This window comes from Micromonospora sp. WMMD964 (assembly GCF_029581455.1).
Lineage (GTDB): Bacteria > Actinomycetota > Actinomycetes > Mycobacteriales > Micromonosporaceae > Micromonospora.
This window is the reverse complement of sequence record NZ_CP120860.1, coordinates 4,605,515-4,629,016: the sequence shown is the minus strand read 5'-3', so window position 1 is coordinate 4,629,016 and position 23,502 is coordinate 4,605,515. Positions and strand designations below refer to the sequence as shown.

The window sequence follows — 23,502 nt, the reverse complement described above, 5'->3', positions numbered from 1 at the left end:
TTCGATGGCAACTCTTCCGGTACTTCCCCTGACCGACGCCGTGCTACTGCCCGGGATGGTCATCCCGGTGACCCTCGACCCGTCCACCCAGGCCGCGATCGACGCCGCCCGCGCGACCGGCGACCGAAAGCTCCTGGCCGTTCCGCGCATCGACGGCGAGTACGGCCCGGTCGGCGTGGTCGCCACCATCGAGAAGGTCGGCCGGCTGCCCGAGGGAGAGCCCGCCGCCGTCATCCGTGGCCTGTCCCGGGCCCGGATCGGCTCCGGCGTTCCCGGCCCCGGCGCGGCGCTCTGGGTCGAGGCGACCGAACTCGACGAACCCGCCTACGCCGGTCGGGCCCGCGAACTCGCCCGCGAGTACCGCGCCCTGGTCACGTCCGTCCTGCAACAGCGGGGCGCGTGGCAGGTCATCGACGCGGTGGAGCGGATGACCGACCTCTCCGAGTTGGCCGACTCGGCCGGTTACGCGCCCTGGCTGACCCTGGAGCAGAAGACCGAGCTGCTCGCCGCGCCCGACGTGACCTCGCGGCTGGAGCTGCTGGTCGGCTGGGTGAAGGACTACCTGGCCGAGCAGGAGGTCACCGAGCAGATCAACAGTGACGTCCGCGAGGGGCTGGAGAAGTCCCAGCGCGAGTTCCTGCTGCGTCAGCAGCTCGCCGCGATCCGCAAGGAGCTGGGCGAGGACGAGCCGGACGGCTCGGCCGACTACCGGTCCCGGGTCGAGTCCGCCGAGCTGCCGGAGAAGGTCCGCGAGGCGGCCATGCGCGAGGTCGGCAAGTTGGAGCGGGCCAGCGACGCCTCCCCGGAGGCCGGCTGGATCCGTACCTGGCTGGACACCGTGCTCGAGATGCCGTGGGGCACGCGTACCGAGGACGACACCGACCTGGCCGCGGCCCGGGCGGTGCTCGACGCCGACCACGCCGGCCTGGCCGACGTGAAGGACCGCATCCTGGAATACCTGGCGGTGCGCAACCGGCGGGCCGAGCGCAACCTCGGTGTGGTCGGCGGTCGCGGCTCCGGCGCGGTGCTCGCCCTCGCCGGTCCTCCCGGTGTCGGCAAGACCAGCCTCGGTGAGTCCGTGGCGCGGGCGCTCGGCCGTAACTTCGTCCGGGTGTCGCTCGGCGGCGTCCGGGACGAGGCGGAGATCCGTGGTCACCGGCGCACCTACGTGGGCGCGCTGCCCGGTCGGATCGTCCGCGCGCTGCGCGAGGCCGGCTCGATGAACCCGGTCGTGCTCCTGGACGAGGTGGACAAGCTGGCCGCCGGCTACGCCGGTGACCCCGCCGCCGCCCTGCTGGAGGTGCTCGACCCGGCGCAGAACCACACCTTCCGGGACCACTACCTGGAGGTCGACCTCGACCTGTCCGACGTGCTCTTCCTGGCCACCGCCAACGTGGTGGAGTCCATCCCCGGCCCGCTGCTGGACCGGATGGAGCTGGTCATGTTGGACGGCTACACCGAGGACGAGAAGGTCGCCATCGCCCGGGACCACCTGCTGCCCCGGCAGCGGGAGCGGGCCGGGCTGACCGCCGACGAGGTGGAGATCGCCGACGAGGCGTTGGCGCTGATCGCCGGGGAGTACACCCGGGAGGCCGGTGTCCGGCAGCTCGAACGGGGCCTGGCGAAGATCCTGCGCAAGGTGGCGGTGACGTTGGCGACCGACCCGTCGCCGGTACGCGTCGACACCGACAACCTCACCGGCTACCTCGGGCGACCGAAGTTCACCCCGGAGTCGGCCGAGCGCACCGCGGTACCCGGCGTGGCGACCGGCCTCGCCGTCACCGGCGCCGGTGGTGACGTGCTCTTCATCGAGGCGACGAGCATGGAGGGCGAGCCGGGGCTGACCCTGACCGGCCAGCTCGGCGACGTGATGAAGGAGTCGGCGCACATCGCGCTGTCGTACCTGCGCTCCAACGGGCGACGGCTCGGCATCGACCCGAACGCCCTGGCCGGGCGGCGGATCCACGTCCACTTCCCGGCGGGCGCGGTGCCCAAGGACGGCCCGAGCGCCGGCATCACCATGGTGACGGCCCTGGCGTCGCTGGTCACCGGCCGCCCGGTCCGCCCCGAGTTCGGGATGACCGGTGAGGTGACCCTCTCCGGTCGGGTGCTGCCGATCGGCGGGGTCAAGCAGAAGCTGCTCGCCGCGCACCGGGCCGGCCTCACCGAGGTCATCATCCCGGCGCGTAACGAGCCCGACCTGGACGACCTGCCGACCGAGGTGCGCGAGGCGCTGACCGTGCACACCCTGGCCGACGTGGCCGACGTGCTCGCCCTGGCGCTGCGCCCGGCCGACGTCCCGGCGCTGGACGGACCGGCGCTCTTCGTCTCCTGACCCTCCGACATCGATGACCCCCGCCGTCCCCGTGACGGCGGGGGTCATCGATGTCCGCGCATCGAGCGCTACTGTCGCCTGACGCTCTCCACGACCTCTCCGCCGCGAGGCGGTGCCCCCCGGAGGTGACCCCCGTGAACGTGCCGCTCTGGGCGATCCAGATCCTGCTCGCCGCCGTCTTCGCCGGCGCCGGCCTGGCCAAGCTGACCCGACCCAAGGAGAAGCTGCGCGACCGGATGGGCTGGGTCGACCCGGTCCCGCCGTCGCAGGTGAAGGCACTCGGCTTCGTCGAGGTGCTGGCCGCCGCCGGGCTGGTGCTGCCCCCACTCACCGGCATCGCCACAGTGCTCACCCCACTCGCCGCCGTGGGGCTCGTCATCGTCATGATCGGCGGCATCGTGGTGCACCGGCGCGACATGAAGGAGCACACGGGTGACCGACGCAAGCTGGAGATCCAGGGTGCGATCACCTGCGCGGTGTTGCTGGTCCTCGCCGCCGTGGTGGCGTGGGGACGCTTCGGCCCGTACTCCTTCTGACGGCTACGGCGGCGACCGTCGTATGCCGGCGGTCGCCGGCGACGTGTTCAGCGGTCGTCGCGTCCGCGGTCGCGGCGCACCGTCGCCTTGCGGCCCTTGATCGTGCTCTGGCGCAGCCCGGAGATCACCTCGTCGGCCACCCCCTGCGGCACCTCCACCAGGGAGAACCGGTCGGCGATCTCGATCGAGCCGATGTCCCGGCCACGGATCCCGGTCTCGCCGGTGATGGCGCCGACCAGGTCCTGCGGGCGTACTCCCGCGCGTCGGCCCAGGCCGACGAAGACCTGGACGGTGTTGCCGCCACCGGAACGCGGCCGGCCACCGCCGCGCCGATCGCCGCCCCGGCCGCCGGACTCCGGCCGCCCCTCGCGGGGACCGCGCACCGGGACCTGCGGGATCTCCTCCTCGTCGTCGGAGCCCGGCGAGGTGACCTCGTGGGCCAGCTTCACCGCGGCGAGGGCGACCTCCATCAGGTCGAACTCGTCGGTGAGCGTCTCCACGATCACCCGGTACGGGTCGAGGTCGTCCTCCAGCAGGCTCTCCCGCAACGCCGCCTGGGTCAGCTCCAACCGGCGGGTCCGCATGTCCGCCACGGTGGGGATCTTGTCGATGATGATCCGCTGGCCGGTCACCCGCTCGATCGTCTTGAGCATCCGGTGTTCGCGCGGCTCGGCGAGGGTGATCGCCACGCCCTCGCGGCCGGCCCGACCCACCCGGCCGATGCGGTGCACGTACGACTCCGGGGCGGACGGCACGTCGTAGTTGACGACGTGGGTGAGCTGCTCGACGTCCAGCCCGCGAGCCGCCACGTCGGTGGCCACCAGCAGGTCGGCGGTGCCCGCCCGCAGTCGGCCCATCACCCGGTCGCGCTGCTCCTGGCTCATGCCACCGTGCAACGCCTCGGAGCGGTAGCCCCGGCCGTTCATCGTCTCGGTCAGCCGGTCGACCTCCTCGCGGCTGCGGCAGAACACGATCGCGGCGGTCGGCGACTCCACGTCCAGCACCCGACCCAGCGCGGCCGGTTTGTGCGCCCGGGTCACGATGTACGCGCTCTGCCGTACCCGGGGCGCCTCACCCGCGACCGGCTGCTCCCGACCGATCTCGATCCGGACCGGGTCGCTGAGGTGCTGCCGGGCCATGCCGTCGATGCGCGAGGGCATGGTGGCCGAGAAGAGCACCGTCTGACGCTGCGTCGGGGCGTGTTCCAGGATCGCCTCGATGTCCTCCGCGAAGCCCATGTCGAGCATCTCGTCGGCCTCGTCGAGCACGACCGTGGTCAGCCCACCGAGGCGCAGGGTGCCCCGGGCGATGTGGTCGAGGGCGCGCCCCGGGGTGGCCACCACCACGTCCACGCCGCTGTCGAGTGCCCGCAGCTGCCGTCCGATCGGCTGCCCCCCGTAGATCGGCAGCACCCGGGCGCCCAGGTCCTTGCCGTAGCGGTGGAACGCCTCGGAGACCTGCACCGCCAGCTCACGGGTCGGCACCAGCACCAGTGCGACCGGGTCACCGCCGCGACGGTGGGCCGTCATGAGGTTCAGCAGCGGAAGCGCGAACGCCGCCGTCTTGCCGGTGCCGGTGGCCGCCTGACCCAACAGGTCCCGACCCTTCAGCAGCGGTGGGATCGCCTCCCGCTGGATGGGCGTCGGCTCCTCGTAGCCGAGGGCGGACAGCGCGCCCAACAGCTCGGCGCGCAGGCCGAGCTCGGTGAAGGCGTTCACCTCGTCGGTGCCGGCGGGGGTGGCGTCGGACGGTGCGTCGTGCTGTACAGGTGCGGAACTCATGTGCCAAGCCTTTCATCACGCCGTCCGGGCCGCTGCGCCGACCGCCACAAGAGCGCGGCCAGGGCGCGCCACCGCCGCCACAAGATCCACGCAACATCGGTGAAACTGCTGCCTCCACGACGCCTGAGGCAGCAGTTTCACCGATGTTGTGCGGATCTTGCCCCTCCGCCCCCGGACGGGCGGAGCGTCAGACGGCGCCGGTCAGGATTGCCAGGATCATGATGCCTGCCAGCGTCGTGTCGAGCACCGCGCACCCCTCGGTGTACCAGCGCGGCACCACCCGGCCGGTGCGGTGGTGGGCCAGGTCCCACCCGGCGTGCGCCAGCCAACCGAGCGCCACCAACCACGCCGCCGTCCGCCCTCCGACCCCGAGCGCGATCAGCGTCAGGGCCACCCAGACGACCAAGCCGACCAGTTGGGTGGCGAGCACGCCCGGCCCGTGCAGGGTGCGTCGGACCATGCCGATCAGCAGGTATCCGCCGGGCAGCACCAGCATCGTCCACGGACTGAGCACCGTCGGGTCGACCCACATGTCCACCGTCACCAGCAGCGCCAGCCCGGTCGGCCAGCGGTGGGCGAGCGCCACCACGGCCGGATGTCGACGGATCACCGCCGGCGACTCGTGCCGATGCCGCACCGCCACCAGCACCATCGCCGGCACCATCAGCAGGTGACCGCCGAGCAACAGGGCGTCGGCGTCGAGCAGGCCGGTCCGGTACGGCACGAACAGCAGCAGGAACGGCACGTACATCGCCGCGGCCATCTCGCCGACACCACGCCAGTGGTGCGCCCGGTAGCGCATCCACACCGTCATCCCGACTGTCATGTTCGTGGCCATCACCAGCGCGGCCACCTCCGGCCGACCCAGCGTCCCGGTGAGCCCGAGCGGGGCGCCGGCGGCGTCCCACAGCGGCCCGAGCAGCAGCATCCCGACGACCATCGCCAACGCCATCTCGGCGAGATGCCACCACAGCCGCCGCGTGCCGGTGCCGGGTGGTGCCGGCAGCGGCCCAGGCGGCGGTACGACAGTGCTGTCCGCGTACACCCGTGTGTTCTCCATGCCCTGACCCTGCCGGTGTCCCGGCTCGGTGGGCAGGCGCGTCCGTCACCGGAATCCCGCGCGAGTCGCACGGTCCGACCGTGACAACTCGCATGGGTGGACCGGTCGGCGCGCGGTCCTAGGATCGACGCGTGACGAGCGAGGCGGTGACTCCCCGGGCCGACCGCCGGCTGCTCCGGGCGCGGCAGGCGACGTTGCTGTCGCTGGCCCTCGGGATGTGGGCGACCGTCCTGCTGCCGGCGGTCGGCCTGACCCGGGAGCCGGACGCCGGCCGCGTCGCGCTCGGCGTGGTCGGCATCCTCGCCTTCGCGGCCACCCAGACCGCCGTGTTGTACGCGGCCGTCACCCCCTGGCTCGCGCAGCGGTGGCGACGGCGCGCCCAGCTCGGCCTGGCCGTCGTGGCGGTACTGACAGTGCCGTTGGTGGCCCCGGTCGCGGCCGGGGTCTGGCCGACCTGGGCATGGCTCGGCGCTTCCCTGGTCGGGATGGCCCCGTTGGTGGTCCGCCTGCCCGGAGCGTTGGCGGTCACCGCCGGCGCCCTCCTGGTGTCGGCGGCGGTGGCCTTGTGGACCGGCGGATCGGTCGGGCGTTCCCTGGCCGTGACGGGCGGGGTCGGCGTGGGTGTGGCCGCCGTCAACAGGTTCCAGGTGTGGTTCTGGGACCTGCTGGTGGAGGCCCGGCAGGGCCAGGCCGCCCAGGGCAGGCTGGCCGCCGCCGAGGAGCGACTGCGCTTCGCCCGCGACGTGCACGACCTGCTGGGGCACGGCCTCACCGTGATCGCGCTGAAGGCCGAACTCGCCGCGCGGCTCGCCCCGGTCGACCCGGTTCGGGCCGGTCGGGAGGCCGCCGAGGTGCAGCGCCTCGCCGCGTCCGCGCTCGCCGAGGTCCGCGAGAGCGTGCACGGTTACCGTGTTGTCGACCTCGGTGAGCAGGTGGTCGCCGTGGCGGAGGTGCTCCGCTCCTGCGGGGTGCGCTGCACGGTGCCCCCGGCACCCGTGGACCTGCCGCAGCCGGCCGCCAGCGAGCTGGCGGCGGTGTTGCGTGAGGCGAGCACCAACGTGCTGCGCCACAGCCGCGCCGAATGGTGCCGGATCCACATCGACCGGGAGAAGGACGTGGCCAGGATGACGGTGACCAACGACGGTGCCGACGACGGCGGCCCGGACGAGCACAGCCACGGCCTGCGGGGCCTGGCCGACCGGCTCGCCGCGGCCGGGGGAGAGCTGCGGGTCCGCCGCCAGGACGCGGTGTTCACACTCGAGGCCACCGTGCCGGTGCCGTCGTGATCCGCGTCCTGCTGGCCGACGACGAGGACCTGATCCGGGTCGCGGTCGCCGCGCTGCTCGGCCTCGAACCGGACATCGACGTGGTGGCCCAGGCCGCCGACGGGCCGACGGCGGTCACCGCGACGATCGCGCACCGTCCGGACGTCGCGGTCGTGGACCTGGAGATGCCCGGCCTGGACGGCATCGCCGTCGCCGCCGAGTTGACCCGCGTCCGCCCCGAGTGCGCCGTGGTCGTGTTGACCGGGCACGGCCGCCCGGGGCACCTGCGCCAGGCGTTGACCGCCGGGGCGCGGGGTTTCCTGCCCAAGGGCTCGCCCGGCGGCGCGCTCGCCGACGTCATCCGCCGCGTGCACGGCGGCGGACGGTACGTCGATCCGTCGCTGGCCGCCGACGCGCTCACCCTGCCGGCGTGCCCGCTCACGCCTCGGGAGTTGGAGACGCTGCGGCTGGCCGAGTTCGGCGCACCGGTCGCGGTGATCGCCCGCCGGGTGCACCTGTCCACCGGCACGGTCCGCAACCACCTCTCCGCGGCCGTTCAGAAACTCGGCGCGGCCGACCGGGCCGAGGCGGTCCGTGCCGCCCGGGACAACGGCTGGCTCTGATCCGCTCGACGACCCATCTCGGCGTCCGACATGTAGATCTTGGACAGTTTCCGTTCCGTGAGAACGGAAACTGTCCAAGAATGCTCCAGTGACCGGGGTCGGCGGCGGACCGGTCTGGCGTTCGGCTGGCGACCCGTCCCGTTAGCGTGGGCGCGTGCGTACCGTGGAACTCGTCTGCTCGCCCGGCCTGGAGGTCGCGGTCCGGGCGGTCTGGGGCCGTCTGGCGGCTGCCGGGTTGCCCAGTCTGGCCCGCACCATCCATCCGACCAACCGGCCGCACCTCACCCTCGCCGCGGTGGACGATCTTCCACCCGGCGTAGAGCACCGTCTGGCCGATCTGTTCGACGACGCGCTGCCGGTGCCGGTCACCCTAGAGCGCGTCGTGGTTCTCGACGGCAGCGCTCCGTTGGTCTGGCTCGTCCGACCCACGCCCGCGCTGACCGCGCTGCACGCCGCTGTCTGGGACGTCCTCGCCGACACCGAGGGGCAGCGTCCGTGGCACGCGCCGGGTGCCTGGGTGCCGCACCTGAGCCTGGCGCTCCGGTTCCGCAACGCGGACCTACGGCTGGCCCGGGCCGTCACGGGCGGGCAGCGCCCGGCGGGCTCGTTCGACGGCGCGCGCAGCTACGACGGTACGAACCGGACGGTGTCCCCGCTGACCCGGCTCGACTGAGCGGGAGCGCCCCTCGAACCCGACCCTGCCCGGTCGCCGCTCCGGTGCTCAGGGCGATGATGGCGTCATGAGGGGTGCTGAGGGCCGGGCGATGGCCGAGTTGGCCGACGGCACCCGAGCCGGCATCTGCGTCGCGCTGCTCGACGGTCGGGCGTGGACCGCCGGGGAACTCGCCCGGCGTGCCGGGGTCGCGCCGTCCACGGCCAGCGACCACCTCACCCGGCTGGTGCGGGGCGGGCTGCTCGTGGAGGAACGGCAGGGCCGGCACCGCTACCTGCGGCTGGCCGGGCCGTCGGTGGCCCACCTGATCGAGCAACTGGCCGGCCACGCCCCGGCCCCGCCCGCGCCGACCCGAACGCTACGCGCGGCGACGGCCGGCGCTGCCCTGGCGTACGCCCGGACCTGCTACGACCACCTGGCCGGGCGGCTCGGTGTGTTGATGTACGACGCGCTGGTGGCCGATGGGCGGCTGGACCGGTCCAGCGGGTTGTCGCTGACCGCGCACGGGTGGGCCTGGGCGACCGACCTTGGCGTGCCCGTGCAGGCGCTGTCCACCGGCCGACGCCCGATGGTCCGCGACTGCCTGGACTGGACCGAGCGCCGTCCGCACCTGGCCGGAGCGCTCGGCGCGGCGCTGCGCGGCCGCTTCACCGACCTGGGCTGGATCATCCAGGGGACTGGACGGGCGGTCCGCCTGACACCGACCGGCCGCACCGCCCTGGCCGCGGCCCTCTCCGTCCCCGACCACACCCTCGCCCCCGCTGCGGCCCCGTCACCGGCGAGCGGTCGCGCCTGACCCGCCCGAGGCGGGACCGTTCGGCGGGGAGCGAAGTGTTCCGGTCCTACGGTCGTGCGGTGACTGACGACTGGCCCGACATCACCGCGCGGACCTGCGCCACGAGCCACACCCCACTCTGCGGATTCCGACGACACTGGAGGTGAGCGTCCGATGAGCGAACGTCGTGCCGCGTTCCACGCCCTGCACCGCCGCGGCCGTCCCCTGCTGCTGCCCAACGCCTGGGACCACGCCTCGGCGGCGGCGCTCGCCGCGCGCGGCCATCCGGCGATCGGCACCACCAGCCTCGGCGTCGCCGCGACCGCCGGCCTCCCCGACGGCGCGGCGGCCACCGCGAAGGAGACCCTGGCCCTGGTCCGTCGCCTGGCGCGGGTGCCGGTGCTGCTCAGCGTCGACGTGGAGGCCGGGTTCAGCGACGACCCGGCGGAGGTCGCCGACTACGTGGCGGCGCTCGCCGCGCTCGGCGCGGTCGGGATCAACCTGGAGGACGGGCGTGCCGACGGCGGCCTCGCCGACCCCGAGTGCCTCGCCGGCAAGGTCGCGGCGGTGAAGGCGGCCGTGCCGGACCTGTTCGTCAACGCCCGCATCGACACCTGGTGGCTCGGGGTGGACGACCCGCTGCCGCAGACCCTCGCCCGGGCGCGCGCCTACCGGGCGGCGGGCGCCGACGGGATCTTCGTGCCCGGCATCGTCGACCTGGACATGCTGCGCGGCCTCGTGGAGCGGATCGACGCCCCGGTGAACGCGCTCTACCAACCCGGTGGCCCCGGGCCGGACGGGTTCGCCCGGGTCGGGGTCGCGCGGGTCAGCACCGGCTCGCTGCTGTTCCGCGCGGCGCTGGCCGCCGCGCTCACCGCCGCCGACGGGGTACGCGCCGGCGGGCTCGACGCCCCGGCCGGGCTGCCGTCGTACGCCGAGGTGCAGGGGCTGACCCCGGTGCAACCGGACGGCCCGCTCCCTTAGGGGTGGATAGGAGGATTGTTCGGTCCGCTCCGGTCACGGCGATTACGGTGTATTACAGGGCGAAGTACCCACTGTGGTGACCGGAGAAGGGACCCCCGTCATGCGAGTGCCCAGTCGTAGTCCGGGACAGCAACCCGGTCCGCCCGTGTCACCCACCGCACCCGCGCGCCGCCGACCCTCCGGCGCGGCCCCGCGCCGCCTTCCCACCGCCGACCCCGACCTGGCCGCCTACCGGGCCGCCGTGGCGGAACTGCTGGTCGAGGTGGGCGCCCTGGCCGACGCGACCAGCACCCGGGCCCGGCAGGTGCTCATCGACGAGCGACTGCGGGAGCCGGCGCTCGCCGCGGTCCTCGACGCCACCCCGCAGGGGCTGATCGGCGCCCGCGAGACGCTGCTGCTGGAGATGGCCCGCTACCAGCCGAACGAGCGCACCTCGGCCCGTGACCTGACCGCGCTGGTCCGGATCTACCTGCTCTCGCGCATCGACGTGCTGTGGTGGCAGGACGCTCCGACGTTCGTCACCGACGACCAGGTCAACGGCAGCGCCGAACTGGTCGACCTGGAGTGGCTGCGCCGCCGTGACCTGCTGCGCTTCCGCTACCAGGAGCAGCCCGCCACCATGCTCGGCCGGGCCGCCCGCGGTCTGCGGCGTCGGCTCCGACCCGATGTCACCCCGCGCACGGCGGGGCTGCTGTTCCGCCGGGCCCGCCGAGAGGTGGTGGCGCTGCTCAACGACATCGGACGGGAGTTCGCCGCCGCCGCGCCGCCGGCCACCCCGCCGCTGTGGGTGACCAGCCTGGTCCGCAGCGCCGAACACCAGTACCGCCTGCGCCGTCTGGGCTACGCCGCGATGCTGCCCAGCGGACACTGCCTCGGCTACTCCGTCGACGTCGAGCTGGCCTGGTTCGAGCGTTTCGGCGCCCGGGACACCCTGGCGGAGCTGTTGCTCGACAGGCAGGAGGCCGGAGAGCTGAACGTGATCGACGAGGGGCAGGCGTGGCACCTGTGTCTCGCCCCGACCGCCCGGCGTCGCCTGCGCCGGGCGTACGAGGCCGAGATGGGGGTCTGACCCGGTGTGTGGCATCGCGTTGAGCATCGGCCCCGAGGCCGACCCGGCGACGTTCCGGCGGATGCTCGCCGTCCTGGCCCCACGCGGTGAGGTCACCGAGACCCGGTCCGAGAACGGTCTGCTCGCCGGCACCCGCCGGCTGCGGATCGTCGACCGGGACCGGGCGGTGCAGCCGTGGACCTCCACCGATGAACGCTGGTTGCTCTGCTTCAACGGGGAGATCTTCAACCACCGGGAGTTGCGGGCGCAGCTGACCCGTCTCGGGCAGGTCTTCCGCACCGACAGCGACACCGAGGTGCTGCTCGCCGCGTTCCAGCAGTGGGGCGAGGCGGCGGTGACCAGGCTCCGCGGCGAGTACGCCTTCGCGATCGTCGAGCGGGCCACCGGCCGGGCCTACCTGGCCCGCGACCCGGTCGGGGTCAAGCCGCTGTACTGGTCCCGCCGTCCCGGCTGCCTGCACCTCGCCTCCGAGGTCAAGGCGCTCGTCGGGCACGGCGCCCCGATCGTCGAGGTGCCGCCCGGCCACCACGGCTGGGCGGAGGCGGACGGGCACGTGCGGCTCACCCCGCACGTCGACCTGCTCACCATCGGCGCGGGCCTGCCCGTCATCGACGACCCGGACGAGGCCGCCCTGCTCGTCCGCGCCGCGTTGAGCGACTCGATCCGGATGCGGGTGGAGACCGACCTGACCGTCGGGGTGGTGCTCTCCGGTGGGTTGGACAGCTCGCTGACACTGCGGCAGGTGCGCGACATCCACCCGGACTGCGTGGCCGTGACGGTCGGGGTGGCGGACAGCCCCGACGTGGCGTACGCCCGACGGCTCGCCGCCGACCTCGACGTGCCGCACGTGGTGGTCGAGCTGCGTCCGCGGGACATCCGCCTCGCCGACGTCCGCGAGGCGATCCGGATCTCCGAGCTGACCGAGTACGGCGACATCATCAACGCGGTCGTCTCGGTGCCGATCTTCCGGCGGCTGCGCGACCTGGGCATCAAGGTGGTGCTCACCGGCGACGGCTCCGACGAGCTGTTCGGCGGCTACCCGATGTACCACCAGGTCGGCCCGACCGCGGCGCGACGGCTGTTCCTGCACCGGATCCGCAACCTGTGCCGTACGGAGTTGCAGCGCGTCGACCGGGCCGCCATGGGGCACGGGGTGGAGGCCCGGGTGCCGTTCCTCGACCTCAGCGTGGTGGAACTCGCGATGCGGCTGCCGGTGGATCTGAAGATCCGCCACGGGCGGGAGAAGTGGATCGTCCGGCGGGCGTTCGCGGACGTGCTGCCGGACTACATCCTGCGCCGCCGGAAGAACCCGATGTCCTACTCGTCCGGGTTGCACGAGCGGGTCCGGCTGTACAAGCCGCTCTTCGCCCGACTGCACCGCTCGTTCGGCTACGACCTGCAGGAGCCGGTCCGCCGGGACTTCGACACCGTCCTCAGCCGCTGTGGCAACGACCTGGACCGGGCGATCGCCGACGGGTTGAGCCGACCCGACTACACGGTGTTGGAGCACGCCCGCGACCTGGTCGGTGCGGCCAGGTGGAACGCCGCGCCGATGGTCCGTCGACTGGTCGGCCCGCGCCCGGCCCGCCGCTGAACTCCCCGCCCGACTGTTCCTGGCGGCCGGCGGTCAGCTCACCAGCAGCAGCGCGCCGACCGCGGTGAGCGTGCCGGTGACCGCGAGCAGCGTGCTGGTCAGCACGAACCGGTTCACCGGTATCGCCACCCCGGCGGCCCGGCACCGCTCGAACCAGAGCAGGGTGGCCAGCGAGGCCCAGGGGGCGGCCAGCGGGCCGACGTTGGTGCCGATCAGCAGGGCCAGCAGGCGGGTGTGGTCACCGGTCGGCAGTACCGACTCGCCGGCCAGGTAGGCGGGGAGGTTGTTCACCCCGTTGGCGAGCAGTGCCCCGGTGCCTCCGGCGCGCAGGGCGCCCAGCGCTCCTCCGTCGGCGCCGAGCAGGGTGCCGACCAGGTCGTCCAGACCGTGCCGGCCGAAGGTCTGCACCACCAGGAACAGGCCGGTGACGAAGAACAGCAGGCGCACCGGGACGAGCCCCGGGCGCAGCGTGGCGGGGGAGCGGACGAGGAACCCGACCAGCACCAGCGCGAGCGCGACGGTGGAGGCGAGACCGATCTCCACGCCGGCGAGGATGCCGGCGACGAAGAGCAGACAACCGGCCAGCGCCGTGCGGTGCAGCACCGGATCGGCGGGCACGTGGCGGGCCGGTGGGACGAAGCGCCCACCGCTCGGCCGTTCCCGTCGCCACCAGGCGAACCAGAGCACGGCCATGGTCACCGTGACGGCGGCGAGCTGCGGCAGCGCCATCCGGGCCGCGTACGTCAGGGGGGCCAGCCCGACCCGGTCGGCGGCGAGCAGGTTGGTCAGGTTGGACACCGGCAGCAGCAGGCTCGCGGTGTTGGCCAACCAGACCGTGGTGACGGCGAGCGGGGCGGCGGGGATCCGCAGGTTCCGGGCCAGTGCGAGCAGCACCGGGGTGAGCAGCACGGCGGTGGTGTCGAGGTTGAGCACGAGGGTGGTCAGTGTGGCCAGACCGCCGCAGAGCAGGAACAAGGCGGCCCACCTGCCCCGGGAGGCCCGGGCCAGTCGGCTGGCCAGCACGTCGAAGACACCGGCCACGGCGGTCAACTCGGCGAGCACGATCACGGTGCCGAGGAACAGCAGCAACGGCAGGATCCGGTGCAGGGTCTGGGTGGTGTCGGCGCGGGGGAGCAGCCCGCTCAGCGCGCAGGCCGTGCCGACCACGGCGAGCACGACCGCCACCACGTCCAGCGGGTGGGGCCGCCGGCGCGTGGTCGGCTCGGGCGGGGCTGCGACTGTCACATCTCGTGACGTTCGCACAGGTCCTGACCCCCCGCTCGGCAACCCCGGGTGAGGGTGACCAGTCCCACGACGCCCGCCGTCGAGCGTCCAGCCGGCCCGCGTCCCCCGCCGCGCCGCACCGATCGGGCGGGGTGGGCAACCGTCGATCGCTCCCATCGCGTTCAGTGGATATGCGGAGGACCCTGCCGGCCGTCGCGACGGCCCTGCTGATCGCCGTGACCTCCTGCGCCCCGGCCGAGCCGCCGGGGCCGCCGAGGCCGACCGGACCGTCGGAGCCGCCGCGCGTCGGCCCGCCGCCGGGCACCCCGGCCGCGTCCCGCCAGGACCCGGAGCAGGCCGAGCGGACCATGGCCAGCCTGCGCCGGGTGGACGACCTGCCGCTGTACGAGATGACGTACGTCGGGGCGTACGACCCGACGGTGGGCACCGACGCCGCGCCGCCCAGCCCGTTCGGGTGCTCGTTGTTCGTCGCCGCCGGTGACCCGGACCGGACGCTGTTCGCCCGCAACTTCGACTGGGACGCCAACCCGGCGCTGGTGCTGCGGACCGACCCCCCGGACGGGCATGCGTCCATCTCGCTCGTCGACATCTCCTACCTCGGGGTCGGCGCGGATCCGAGCGGCGACCGCAGGCTGCTCGACGCGCCGCTGCTGCCCTTCGACGGGATGAACGAGCGAGGCCTCGCCGTCGGGTTGGCGGCGGACGATACGGCGACCGCCCGCCCCGACCCGGCCAAGCCCACCGTCGGCTCGGTGCGGATCCTGCGGCTGGTGCTGGACCGGGCTGCGACGGTCGACGAGGCGGTGGCCGTGTTCACCCGGCACAACCTCGACTTCGACGGCGGGCCGCCACTGCACTACCTGGTGGCCGACGCGACCGGAGCGTCGGCGGTGATCGAGTTCGTCGACGGTCGGATGCGGGTGCAACGGGACGCGGGCGGGTGGCAGGCGCTGACGAACGTACCGGTCGTCGGGGTGCCCGAGCAGCGGCGGCGCGCGGACCGGCGGTACGGGCAGCTCGCCGCCGCACTGACCGAGGCCGGCGGAATGCTGGACGTCGACGCGGCGCACCGGCTGCTCGCCACCGTCCGGCAGGGGCACACCCGCTGGTCGGTGACGTACGGCCTGCGTACCGGCGAGGTTCGGGTCGTCACCGCGGGCGGCGGTGAGCGGCGCTACCACCTGGCGACGAGCTGACCTGTCGGGTCTTCCGGACGTGGCCGGGCCCGGCCCCCCGACATCGGGGGACCGGGCCCGGTTGCGTGCTCGGTGCCTACCAGCCCAGGTAGCTGGGCTGGGTCTGCACGTTGAGCTCCTGGTAACGGGTCAGCTTGGCCGTCCAGGTGCGCCAGTCGTTCAGCTCCAGGACGTCCAGGCCCTTCACCATGTCGTTGGAGTAGATGTGGCCGTTGTAGTAGTACGCGGACCAGGTGCCGCCGCCGACGGGCCGGTCGGCCGAGAGCGGGCCGCGCTCCCAGAAGGCGATCTCCTTCGGCTTGGCCGAGTCGGTGAAGTCCCAGACCGAGATGCCGCCCTGGTACCACGCCTGGACCATGATGTCCTTGCCGAGCACCGGGATCAGCGAGCCGTTGTGCGCCACGCAGTTCTCGGTGTCGGCGTTCGCCCGGGGGATCTTGTAGTAGCTGCGGAAGGTCATCGTCCGCGCGTCGCCACGCCCGGAGATGTCGTAGATGGCGTCCGCGCCCCGGTTCGGGCCGATGGCCTCGTTGCAGGTCGCGGCCCCGCCACCACCCAGCTCGTCGGTGAAGATCACCTTGGTGCCGGCGTTGTTGAAGGTGGCCGAGTGCCAGAACGCGAAGTTGACCTCGTCCCGGACCCGGTTGATGACCCGAGGTGCTTCCCGGTTCTTGATGTCGAGCAGGATGCCGTCACCCATGCACGCACCGGCGGCCAGGTCCTTGGCCGGGTAGACGGTGATGTCGTGGCAGCCGGTGGTCGCCGAGCCGGTCCCACTGCCCGGGAAACCGCCGTCCGGGAAGAGGTTCGGGGCGGCGATCACCGCGGCGTCGGTCGGCTTCTTCAGCGGCACCTTGATGATGGAGATCGAGTCGTGCGGCGGCTGGCAGTCCGGGAATTCGGCCCGCGGGCTGTACGACGAGACGTACAGGTAGACGGCCTTGCGGTCCTTGCCCGGCACCAGGGTGTGGGTGTGCGAGCCGCAGGCCGTCTCGACCGACTTGATGTAACGCGGGTTGGCCTTGTCCTTGATGTCGAAGACCTTGATGCCCTCCCACGAGCCCTTCACGTCCGCCCCCTGCGTGGTGCTGTTGCAGGAGTCGTCGCTGCGGGACGAGTCGGTGGAGAGGAACAGCAGGTCACCGTGGACGGAGATGTCGTTCTGCGACCCCGGGCAGAGCACCCGGGCCTTGACCGTCGGGGCGCTGGGCCGCGAGATGTCGTAGATGACGAAGCCGTTGTAGTTGCCGGCGAACGCGTACTTGCCCTGGAAGGCGATGTCGCTGTTGGTGGCGTCCAGCGGGGCGACCTTGGGCACGTTGGCGATCTGGCGCAGGTTGGGGCTGCTCACGATCTCGTCGACGCCGGGGATCGTGTTGGTGAGCGCGGGGGCCGGGGCCGCCTGCGGCACCGCCTGCGCGTTGCTCGGCGGGGCGACGAGGGCGCTGGCGACGAGGAGGCCGGTTGTGGCGGCCGCCACGACGCGCAGTTGTCGTAACCGTGGCTTGTGGAGTCTGATCATCGGCGGGGCCCTTCGCAAGGGGGAGACGATGGTTGACACGTTACCGTCCGGCGAAGATCGTCGATGTGAGCTGGATCACATCAAAGTGGGTTCTTCAATAGATAGCATCGCGGTGACCTCGACCTCAGGGAGTGGCCCATGACCGATCGGCGCGCGCGCACCCTGGCAGTCGTCACACTGGCTCTCGTGCTGCCGCTGGCGGCGTTCTTCGCGATCCGTCTCGGCGACGACACCGGCACGGGCACCGGGCAGCCGGTCTCCGCACCCGCCTCCACCGCGCCGCCGACCGCCAGCCCCGTCCCCACCGACCTGACGGTCATCGCGCCCGGCCGCCCGGGCGAGACGGCGGCCACCCGCCCGGCGCACGAGGTCCGCGACGTCGGCCCCGCACCGCACAACGCACTGGACGTCGTGTTCGTCCAGATGATGATCCCGCACCACGCGCAGGCCCTGGCGATGGCGGAACTCGCCCCCGACCGGGCCGCCGACCCCGACGTCCGTGCCATCGCCGAGCGCATCCGCGCCAGCCAGGGGCCGGAGATGGGCATGATGCGCGGTTGGCTGCAGACCCGCGGCCTCCCGGCGGAGGTGCAGGGGCACGACCACGGCACCATGCGTGGCATGCAGTCGCCCGAGGCGATGCGGCAGCTCGCCGCGACCCGGGGCGCGGACTTCGACCGGCTCTTCGTGCGGATGATGACCGAGCATCACCAGGGCGCCATCGAGTTGGCCACCAACCTGCTCACCGTCGGCTCCGACCTGACGCTCAACGAGTTCGCCAACGCCGTCGCCACCGAGCAGACCGTCGAGATCGACCGCATGCGCGAGATCCTCGACCGCTGAGCCAGGGCGCGAGGCGTGCGGGCCGGGAAGGCCCCGACACGTACCCTGGGTCACCGTGAGACGCACCCTGTTCGGTCGCCCGCTGCGCGGCGTCGCCTTCGACGTGGCCGTCGCCGCCCTGGTGGTGCTCGTCTCCCTCGCCTCGGCGGTGAACCAGCCGGGTCAGTGGGCGGCCACCGCGGTCGGTGTGGGGATGGCGGTGGCGCTGCTGTTCCGCCGTACCCACCCGAGAGCGGTGACCGTGGTGGTCGCGGCGCTCGCCCTGGTCCAGGTGATCGCCGAGTGGGGTCCCCTCGTCTACGACGTCGCCGTCCTGATCGCGCTCTACAGCATGGTGAAGTACGGCGAGCGGCTGCGCGACGGAGTCCTGGCCGGCGCGGTCGCCGCCGTGGGTGTGCTGCTGGCCGCCGCGCAGACACCCGGCGTCATCCAGTGGTGGGTCACCGCGCTGTGGTACGCCCTGGTCACCGGCGCGGTGTGGCTCGTCGCGCTGAACGTGCGGACCCGGCGGCTCTACGTGCTCAGCCTGGAGGAGCGGGCCACCACCCTGGAACGCGAACGGGAGGCCGAGTCCCGCGCGGCGGTCGCCGAGGAACGCACCCGCATCGCCCGGGAACTGCACGACGTGGTCGCCCACAGCATGGCGGTGATGATCGTCCAGGCGGACGGCGCCCGGTTCATGCTCGACCGGGACCCCGCCCAGGCGCGTACCGCCGTGAAGGTGGTCGCGGACACCGGCCGGCAGGCCCTGGAGGAGATGCGTCGGCTGGTCGGCGTCCTGCGCGACGCCGGACCGGGCGGAGCGGACGGGCTCGTCGTGGCCGCCGACCCGGAGCACCGCCGCCTGGCCCTGGCCGAGCTGCCCGACCTGCTGGCCCGGTTCGGTGACGCCGGGTTGCGGATCCGCAGCACCGTCACCGGGACGCCTCCGGCGCTGCCCCCGGGGCTGGAGCTGACCGTCTACCGGGTGGTGCAGGAGGCGCTGACCAACGCGCTCAAGCACGCCGGTGTCGGCGCCGGCGTCGAGGTCGCGCTGACCTACGGCGACGAGGCCGTCGTGGTCCGGGTCCTCGACAACGGTCTGGGTCGCCCCCTGGTCAGCCCGGCGCCGTCGGGCGGTCACGGTCTGCTCGGCATGCGGGAGCGGGTGACGGTGTACGACGGCAGCCTCACCGCCGGTCCCCGACCGAGCGGGGGCTGGCTGGTCGAGGTACGGCTACCGCTACCGTCGGAGCCGGCAACGGAGGTGATCGCGGCATGACGATCCGGGTGGTGATCGTGGACGACCAGGCGCTGGTCCGCGCCGGTTTCCGGATGGTGCTGGACTCCCAGCCCGACCTGGAGGTGGTCGGGGAGGCGATCGACGGCGCCGACGCCCTGCGGGTGCTCGCCCGCACCGAGGCCGACGTCGTCGTGATGGACGTCCGGATGCCGACGATGGACGGGGTCGAGGCCACCCGGCGGCTGTGCGCCGAACGGTCCGCCGCGGCGCCCCGGGTGCTGGTCCTGACCACCTTCGACACCGAGGCCGACGCGTTCGCGGCCCTTCAGGCCGGCGCGAGTGGGTTCCTGCTCAAGAACGTCCCACCGGAGGACCTGCTGGCCGCGATCCGGGTGGTGGCCCAGGGCGACTCCGTGGTCGCCCCGTCGATCACCCGGCGGCTGCTGGACCGGTTCGCCGGGCAGCTCGGCACCGCACCGCGTACCGACCCGCGGCTGGCGCAGCTCACCGAACGGGAACGGGAGGTGCTGCTGCTCGTCGCGCAGGGGCTGTCCAACGGGGAGATCGCCGACCGGGTGCACGTGGCCGAGGCGACGGTGAAGACCCACGTCGGGCGGATCCTGGCGAAGCTCCAGCTCCGCGACCGGGTTCAGGCGGTGGTCCTGGCGTACGAGAGCGGGTTGGTCATACCCGGCGGATGACGCCGCGTACGACCTGGGTCGTAGCGACCGGCGGACGCACCGCGACCCGGGGAGCACACAGGTCGAGCGCGCAGGTGGAGATCGACTGACCGGCCTCGGCCATAGCGTCGGAGGGGTCCGATCCGCCACCCGCACCGGGAGCCCCGCTTGATCCGCCTGACCCTGCGCTCGCTGCGTGCCGAGGCGCTGCGCATGCTGCTCTCCGCGCTGGCCGTCGTGCTCGGTGTCGCGTTCGTCGCCGGCACCATGATCTTCGTCGACGGGATGCGCGCCGGAACGTACGAGCGGGCCGGGACGTTCGACCGCCACACCGACCTGGGTGTCTACTCCGCCGGTCGGGAGGTGCTGCCGCCGACCCTGGTCGACCGGGTACGCGCTGTCGACGGGGTGGCCGCCGCGGCCGGTGAGTTGACCGACACCGCCGGGGTGCTCGGCGTCGACGGTCGACCGGTGCTCGGCTTCACCGTGCTCGCCGCCATCCCCACCGAGGACGCCCTGCGCTCGTACGACGTGGTCGCCGGACGGTTGCCCGACCGCGCCGGAGAGGTGGTGCTCGACGCGCAGACGGTCGCCGCGGAGGGCTTCGCGCTCGGTGCCGCGGTCCGCGTCGGCGGCGCCACCGGCCCGGCCCACCCGTACACCCTGGTCGGCACCGTCGACGTGGCCGGGACCGCCCGCGACGTCGGCGGCCCGTTCGTCGGGATGGTCGGACCGGACGCGCTGGCCCTCACCGGCCGGCGCGGATACGGCCGGGTCCTGGTGGCCGCCCGACCGGGGGTCTCCGTCGCGGCGCTGACCGAGCGGCTGCGCGCGGTGGTCGGCGGCGAGGCCACCGTGAAGAGCCGTGCGCAGATCCTCGACGAGGCCGTCGAGGACGCGGTCCGCAACGTGGAGCAGTTCCGGATGCTGTTGTTGATCTTCGTTGGGGTCGCCGTCGTGGTGGCCGGCTTCGTCATCGCCAACACGTTCGCGATCGTGTTGGCGCAGCGCACCCGCCGGACCGCCCTGCTGCGCCTGATCGGGGCCACCCGTGGTCAGGTGTTCCGGGCGGCCGTACTGGAGTCGGCGGTGCTGGGCCTGGTGGCCTCCGCGTGCGGGGTGCTGCTCGGGGTCGCCCTCGCCGGTGGGATGCGACTGGTGATGTCCCGACTGGACGCGCCGGTCACCGGCGGCCTGACCGTGACCGGCTCGACCGTCGTCACCGGCCTGCTCCTGGGCACCGCGTTGACCGTGTGCGCCGCTCTGCTTCCGGCCTGGCGGGGGACCCGGGTCGCCCCGGTGGCCGCGCTCACCGACGCCGCGGTGCAGCCCGCGCGGGCTGCTGGTCGGGTACGCCTGGCCGTCGGCGCGGTGGTGCTGGCCGTCGGTGTCGCGGCGCTGGCCGGTGCCGCCGACGCCGGTCAACTGCTGCTGGTGGCGGTCGGCGGGGTACTGGCCTTCTTCGGGATCGTGCTGTTCGGGCCGGTGCTCGTCCCGGCCCTGGCCCGGGTGTTCGGCTGGCCGGCTCGTCGCGTGCTCGGGGCGACCGGTGAGCTGGCGGTGGCCAACACGATCCGCAACCCGCGGCGGGTCGCCGCGAGCGCCACCGCCCTGGTGATCGGGATCGGGCTGGTGTCGGCGTTCATGGTCGGCGCCCGCAGCACCAAGGACGGCATCGAACGCAGCGTGGACGCCCAGATCGGCACCGACTTCGTGGTCAGCGGTATCGGTCAGAACCTGCCGGCCGCGCTCGCCGGCGAACTGGCCGCCCGCCCCGAGTTGGGTGTGGTGCACGAGCAGCGCAGCACGGTCGTCGACGACGTCGAGATCCGCGCCGCCCACCCGGCGCTGGTCGGCCGGACCCTGGACGCGGTGCTCGCCGGCGACGCCGCGCGGCTCGGGCCGGGGCAGGTGCTGGTGCACCGGGAGTCGGCGCAGGCACGCGGCTGGCAGGTCGGCTCATCGGTCACCGTGCGGGGCCGCTCGTTCCGGGTGGCCGCCGTGGTCACCGACGACACGTCCGGCGACGGCGCGCCGACCGGGCACGTCATCGACATGGCCGACGAGGACTTCGCCGCGCTCTTTCCCGACCAGCGCGGTTTCCTGGCCGAGGTGGACCCCGCCGCCGGGGTGAGCGCCGACCGGGCCCGGGAGGCGATCGAGACGGTGCTGGGCCGCTACCCGACGGTGAACCTGATGGACCAGGGCGCGTACAAGAAGATGCTGACCGGCACCGTCGACATGCTGCTCGTCTTCGTCACCGCGCTGCTCGGCCTGGCGGTCGTGATCGCCCTGGTCGGCGTGGCGAACACGCTGAGCCTGTCGGTGGTCGAGCGCACCAGGGAGAACGCCGTGCTCCGGGCGGTCGGGCTCACCCGGGGACGCCTGCGGGGCGTACTCGCCGTGGAGGCGGTGCTGATGGCGCTGGTCGGCGCGGTGCTCGGCGTGGCGCTGGGCACCGGCGTCAGCGCCTCCGCGATGGCCCTGCTGGCCCGCCTCGGCGGGGACTTCCACGTGGTGCTGCCGCTCGGTCAGCTCGGTCTGACCCTCGCCGTCGCGGTGGTGGCCGCCCTGCTCGCCTCGGTGCTACCGGCCAGTCGCGCGCTGTCCCGCCCGGTCGTCGAGGCGCTCGCCGACCAGTGACCCGCGACGTCGGCCCGGACGGACATCCGCCGGCCGGTCCCGCCGACTGTCGGCGGGACCGGCCAGCGGTGCCGGGTCTACAGGCGCTCGACCAGTGGGCCGGCGCACCGGTTGCGGGTGTCGAACACGTAGCGGGCGTGCCGGACCACGAGGTCGTAGTCGAAGCTGTCGTGGTCGGTGACCACCACCACCCCGTCGGCGGCGCTCACCTCCCGCTCGGAGAGCCCGACCACGGTGACCCCGGCGGGGATCTGGTGCGGCTCGGCGTAGGGCTCCACGGCGTGGACCTCGGCGCCGAGCGCCTGCAGCCGGCGGGCCACGTCGACCGCCGGGGAGTCCCGCATGTCGCCGGTGTTCTTCTTGTACGCCAGGCCGAGCAGCAACAGCCGGGCGCCGCTGACCGACCGGCCCGTGCGGTTCAACCCCGCCATGACCCGCTGCGCGACGTGTTCGGGCATCTCGTGGTTGACGTCGTTGGCCAGCTCGATGAACCGGAACTGTCGGCCGAGGCGGCGCTTGACCTGCCACGACAGGTAACAGGGGTCGATCGGCAGGCAGTGCCCGCCGACGCCGGGGCCGGGCCGGAACGGCAGGAAGCCGAACGGCTTGGTCTCGGCGGCGTCGATCGCCTGCCAGACGTCGATGTCGAGGTGGTGCGACAGCATCGTCAGCTCGTTGATCAACGCGATGTTGACCTGGCGGAACGTGTTCTCGATCAGCTTGGTCAGCTCGGCGACCCGGGTGGAGTCCACCGCGACGGTGCGTTGCACGATGCGCTGGTAGAACTCGTCCACCCGGGCCAGCGACGCCGAGTCCACCCCGGACACCACCTTCGGGGTGTTCTCCAGCTTCCACGTCGGGTTGCCCGGGTCGATCCGTTCCGGGCTGTAGCCGAGGTGGAAGTCGCCCGGACTGGTCAGCCCGCTGGCCTTCTCCAACAGCGGGCGCAGCAACTCCTCGGTGGTTCCCGGGTACGTGGTCGACTCCAGGACCACTGTGCAACCCGGCCGGACGTACGGGCCGATGCCGATACCCGCCTGCTCGACGAAGCTCAGATCGGGGGTGCCGTCGCGCAGCGGAGTCGGCACGGTGATGACGCAGATGTCGAAGCCCTCGGCATCGGAGTACTCGGTGCTGGGGTTGTACCGCCCGCTGCCCAACGCCCGGCCCAGCCGGTCGGTCGGGATGTCCTCGATGAACGACTCACCGGAGGCGAGACGCTTGACCCGGTCGGCGTCGACGTCGAGGCCGACCACGTCCAGCCCCGCTTCGACAGCACGCAGGGCCAGCGGCAGCCCGACGTATCCCTGACCGATCACGACCAGCTTTTCAACGCTCACCCAGGCTCCTGCGGCAGTTGGTGGAAATGGCCTGCAGAGAGCCTAGAGGCGTCTTGAGCGACGTAAGTCCGTTTTGGGGATATCGGTGCTGGTGGGACCGCGCCGACGAGTGGCGC

At 73.1% G+C, this 23,502-nt stretch carries 19 protein-coding genes; 14 read left to right on the top strand and 5 right to left on the bottom strand.

The features are described 5' to 3' along the window. Positions 1 to 4: 4 nt before the first annotated feature. Positions 5 to 2,335, top strand: a complete 2,331-nt coding sequence (gene lon / locus O7616_RS21340; RefSeq protein WP_282303606.1) for an endopeptidase La — start codon at positions 5 to 7, stop codon at positions 2,333 to 2,335. Positions 2,336 to 2,469: 134 nt separating this feature from the next. After that, a complete protein-coding gene (locus O7616_RS21335; protein WP_282303605.1) occupies positions 2,470 to 2,871 on the top strand; it encodes a DoxX family protein in 402 nt (133 codons plus the stop codon). A gap of 47 nt (positions 2,872 to 2,918) precedes the next feature. On the opposite strand, the gene O7616_RS21330 is transcribed toward O7616_RS21335, so the two are convergent. Beyond that, entirely contained in the window at positions 2,919 to 4,652 is a 1,734-nt protein-coding gene (locus O7616_RS21330) for a DEAD/DEAH box helicase (RefSeq protein ID WP_282259354.1), read from the bottom strand. A gap of 187 nt (positions 4,653 to 4,839) precedes the next feature. Further along, positions 4,840 to 5,712 carry a hypothetical protein gene (locus tag O7616_RS21325; RefSeq protein WP_282303604.1) on the bottom strand — a complete coding sequence of 291 codons (873 nt, stop codon included), beginning with the start codon at positions 5,710 to 5,712 and terminating at the stop codon, positions 4,840 to 4,842. Positions 5,713 to 5,843: 131 nt separating this feature from the next. Here O7616_RS21325 and O7616_RS21320 point away from each other — a divergent pair, with 131 nt between their 5' ends. The 7 genes from O7616_RS21320 (at position 5,844) to O7616_RS21290 (ending at position 12,695) form a co-directional block, all read left to right on the top strand. Next, positions 5,844 to 6,998 carry a histidine kinase gene (locus O7616_RS21320; protein WP_282303603.1) on the top strand — a complete coding sequence of 385 codons (1,155 nt, stop codon included), beginning with the start codon at positions 5,844 to 5,846 and terminating at the stop codon, positions 6,996 to 6,998. Beyond that, entirely contained in the window at positions 6,995 to 7,600 is a 606-nt protein-coding gene (locus O7616_RS21315) for a response regulator transcription factor (protein WP_282303602.1), read from the top strand. Before O7616_RS21320 ends, O7616_RS21315 begins: the two co-directional genes overlap by 4 nt. A 154-nt stretch (positions 7,601 to 7,754) precedes the next feature. Next, the gene (locus tag O7616_RS21310; RefSeq protein WP_282303601.1) at positions 7,755 to 8,273 is read left to right on the top strand and encodes a 2'-5' RNA ligase family protein; all 519 of its coding nucleotides are present in this window, start codon (positions 7,755 to 7,757) and stop codon (positions 8,271 to 8,273) included. 67 nt (positions 8,274 to 8,340) lie between these two features. Beyond that, positions 8,341 to 9,069, top strand: a complete 729-nt coding sequence (locus O7616_RS21305) for a winged helix-turn-helix domain-containing protein (protein ID WP_282303600.1) — start codon at positions 8,341 to 8,343, stop codon at positions 9,067 to 9,069. A 153-nt stretch (positions 9,070 to 9,222) separates the two neighbouring features. Continuing rightward, positions 9,223 to 10,032 (top strand): isocitrate lyase/phosphoenolpyruvate mutase family protein, encoded by an 810-nt coding sequence (locus O7616_RS21300; protein ID WP_282303599.1) that lies wholly within the window; start codon positions 9,223 to 9,225, stop codon positions 10,030 to 10,032. Positions 10,033 to 10,132: 100 nt separating this feature from the next. Next, complete coding sequence (locus O7616_RS21295; RefSeq protein ID WP_282303598.1) at positions 10,133 to 11,101, top strand: DUF5715 family protein; 969 nt, start codon at positions 10,133 to 10,135, stop codon at positions 11,099 to 11,101. 4 nt (positions 11,102 to 11,105) lie between these two features. Continuing rightward, on the top strand, positions 11,106 to 12,695 hold the full coding sequence (locus O7616_RS21290) for an asparagine synthase-related protein (RefSeq protein ID WP_282303597.1): 1,590 nt from the start codon (positions 11,106 to 11,108) through the stop codon (positions 12,693 to 12,695). Positions 12,696 to 12,728: 33 nt separating this feature from the next. Here O7616_RS21290 and O7616_RS21285 read toward each other — a convergent pair whose 3' ends face one another. Beyond that, the gene (locus O7616_RS21285) at positions 12,729 to 13,940 is read right to left on the bottom strand and encodes an SLC13 family permease (RefSeq protein WP_282303596.1); all 1,212 of its coding nucleotides are present in this window, start codon (positions 13,938 to 13,940) and stop codon (positions 12,729 to 12,731) included. Positions 13,941 to 14,110: 170 nt separating this feature from the next. On the opposite strand from O7616_RS21285, the gene O7616_RS21280 reads away from it, so the two are divergent. Continuing rightward, positions 14,111 to 15,136 (top strand): linear amide C-N hydrolase, encoded by a 1,026-nt coding sequence (locus tag O7616_RS21280; RefSeq protein WP_282303595.1) that lies wholly within the window; start codon positions 14,111 to 14,113, stop codon positions 15,134 to 15,136. Between the two features lie 76 nt (positions 15,137 to 15,212). Here the strand turns inward: O7616_RS21280 and O7616_RS21275 are convergent, their stop codons facing one another. Beyond that, entirely contained in the window at positions 15,213 to 16,658 is a 1,446-nt protein-coding gene (locus O7616_RS21275; protein ID WP_282303593.1) for a hypothetical protein, read from the bottom strand. Positions 16,659 to 16,796: 138 nt separating this feature from the next. On the opposite strand from O7616_RS21275, the gene O7616_RS21270 reads away from it, so the two are divergent. From O7616_RS21270 to O7616_RS21255, 4 genes are all read left to right on the top strand, one after another. Continuing rightward, a complete protein-coding gene (locus O7616_RS21270; RefSeq protein WP_282303592.1) occupies positions 16,797 to 17,501 on the top strand; it encodes a DUF305 domain-containing protein in 705 nt (234 codons plus the stop codon). Positions 17,502 to 17,556: 55 nt separating this feature from the next. Continuing rightward, entirely contained in the window at positions 17,557 to 18,762 is a 1,206-nt protein-coding gene (locus tag O7616_RS21265) for a sensor histidine kinase (RefSeq protein WP_282303590.1), read from the top strand. Further along, positions 18,759 to 19,424 (top strand): response regulator transcription factor, encoded by a 666-nt coding sequence (locus O7616_RS21260; RefSeq protein WP_282303589.1) that lies wholly within the window; start codon positions 18,759 to 18,761, stop codon positions 19,422 to 19,424. Before O7616_RS21265 ends, O7616_RS21260 begins: the two co-directional genes overlap by 4 nt. A gap of 147 nt (positions 19,425 to 19,571) precedes the next feature. Beyond that, the gene (locus O7616_RS21255) at positions 19,572 to 22,046 is read left to right on the top strand and encodes an FtsX-like permease family protein (protein ID WP_282303588.1); all 2,475 of its coding nucleotides are present in this window, start codon (positions 19,572 to 19,574) and stop codon (positions 22,044 to 22,046) included. Between the two features lie 77 nt (positions 22,047 to 22,123). Here the strand turns inward: O7616_RS21255 and O7616_RS21250 are convergent, their stop codons facing one another. Then, positions 22,124 to 23,386 carry a nucleotide sugar dehydrogenase gene (locus O7616_RS21250; RefSeq protein ID WP_282303587.1) on the bottom strand — a complete coding sequence of 421 codons (1,263 nt, stop codon included), beginning with the start codon at positions 23,384 to 23,386 and terminating at the stop codon, positions 22,124 to 22,126. Between the last annotated feature and the right edge of the window lie 116 nt (positions 23,387 to 23,502).

Bases quoted from the DNA above. Each gene is read 5' to 3' on its own strand.
- O7616_RS21330 (WP_282259354.1), bottom strand. From the start codon at position 4,652: ATGAGTTCCGCACCTGTACAGCACGACGCACCGTCCGACGCCACCCCC.
- O7616_RS21300 (WP_282303599.1), top strand. From the start codon at position 9,223: ATGAGCGAACGTCGTGCCGCGTTCCACGCCCTGCACCGCCGCGGCCGT.
- O7616_RS21280 (WP_282303595.1), top strand. From the start codon at position 14,111: ATGCGGAGGACCCTGCCGGCCGTCGCGACGGCCCTGCTGATCGCCGTG.
- O7616_RS21270 (WP_282303592.1), top strand. From the start codon at position 16,797: ATGACCGATCGGCGCGCGCGCACCCTGGCAGTCGTCACACTGGCTCTC.
- O7616_RS21305 (WP_282303600.1), top strand. From the start codon at position 8,341: ATGAGGGGTGCTGAGGGCCGGGCGATGGCCGAGTTGGCCGACGGCACC.
- O7616_RS21260 (WP_282303589.1), top strand. From the start codon at position 18,759: ATGACGATCCGGGTGGTGATCGTGGACGACCAGGCGCTGGTCCGCGCC.
- O7616_RS21275 (WP_282303593.1), bottom strand. From the start codon at position 16,658: ATGATCAGACTCCACAAGCCACGGTTACGACAACTGCGCGTCGTGGCG.
- lon (WP_282303606.1), top strand. From the start codon at position 5: ATGGCAACTCTTCCGGTACTTCCCCTGACCGACGCCGTGCTACTGCCC.
- O7616_RS21295 (WP_282303598.1), top strand. From the start codon at position 10,133: ATGCGAGTGCCCAGTCGTAGTCCGGGACAGCAACCCGGTCCGCCCGTG.
- O7616_RS21325 (WP_282303604.1), bottom strand. From the start codon at position 5,712: ATGGAGAACACACGGGTGTACGCGGACAGCACTGTCGTACCGCCGCCT.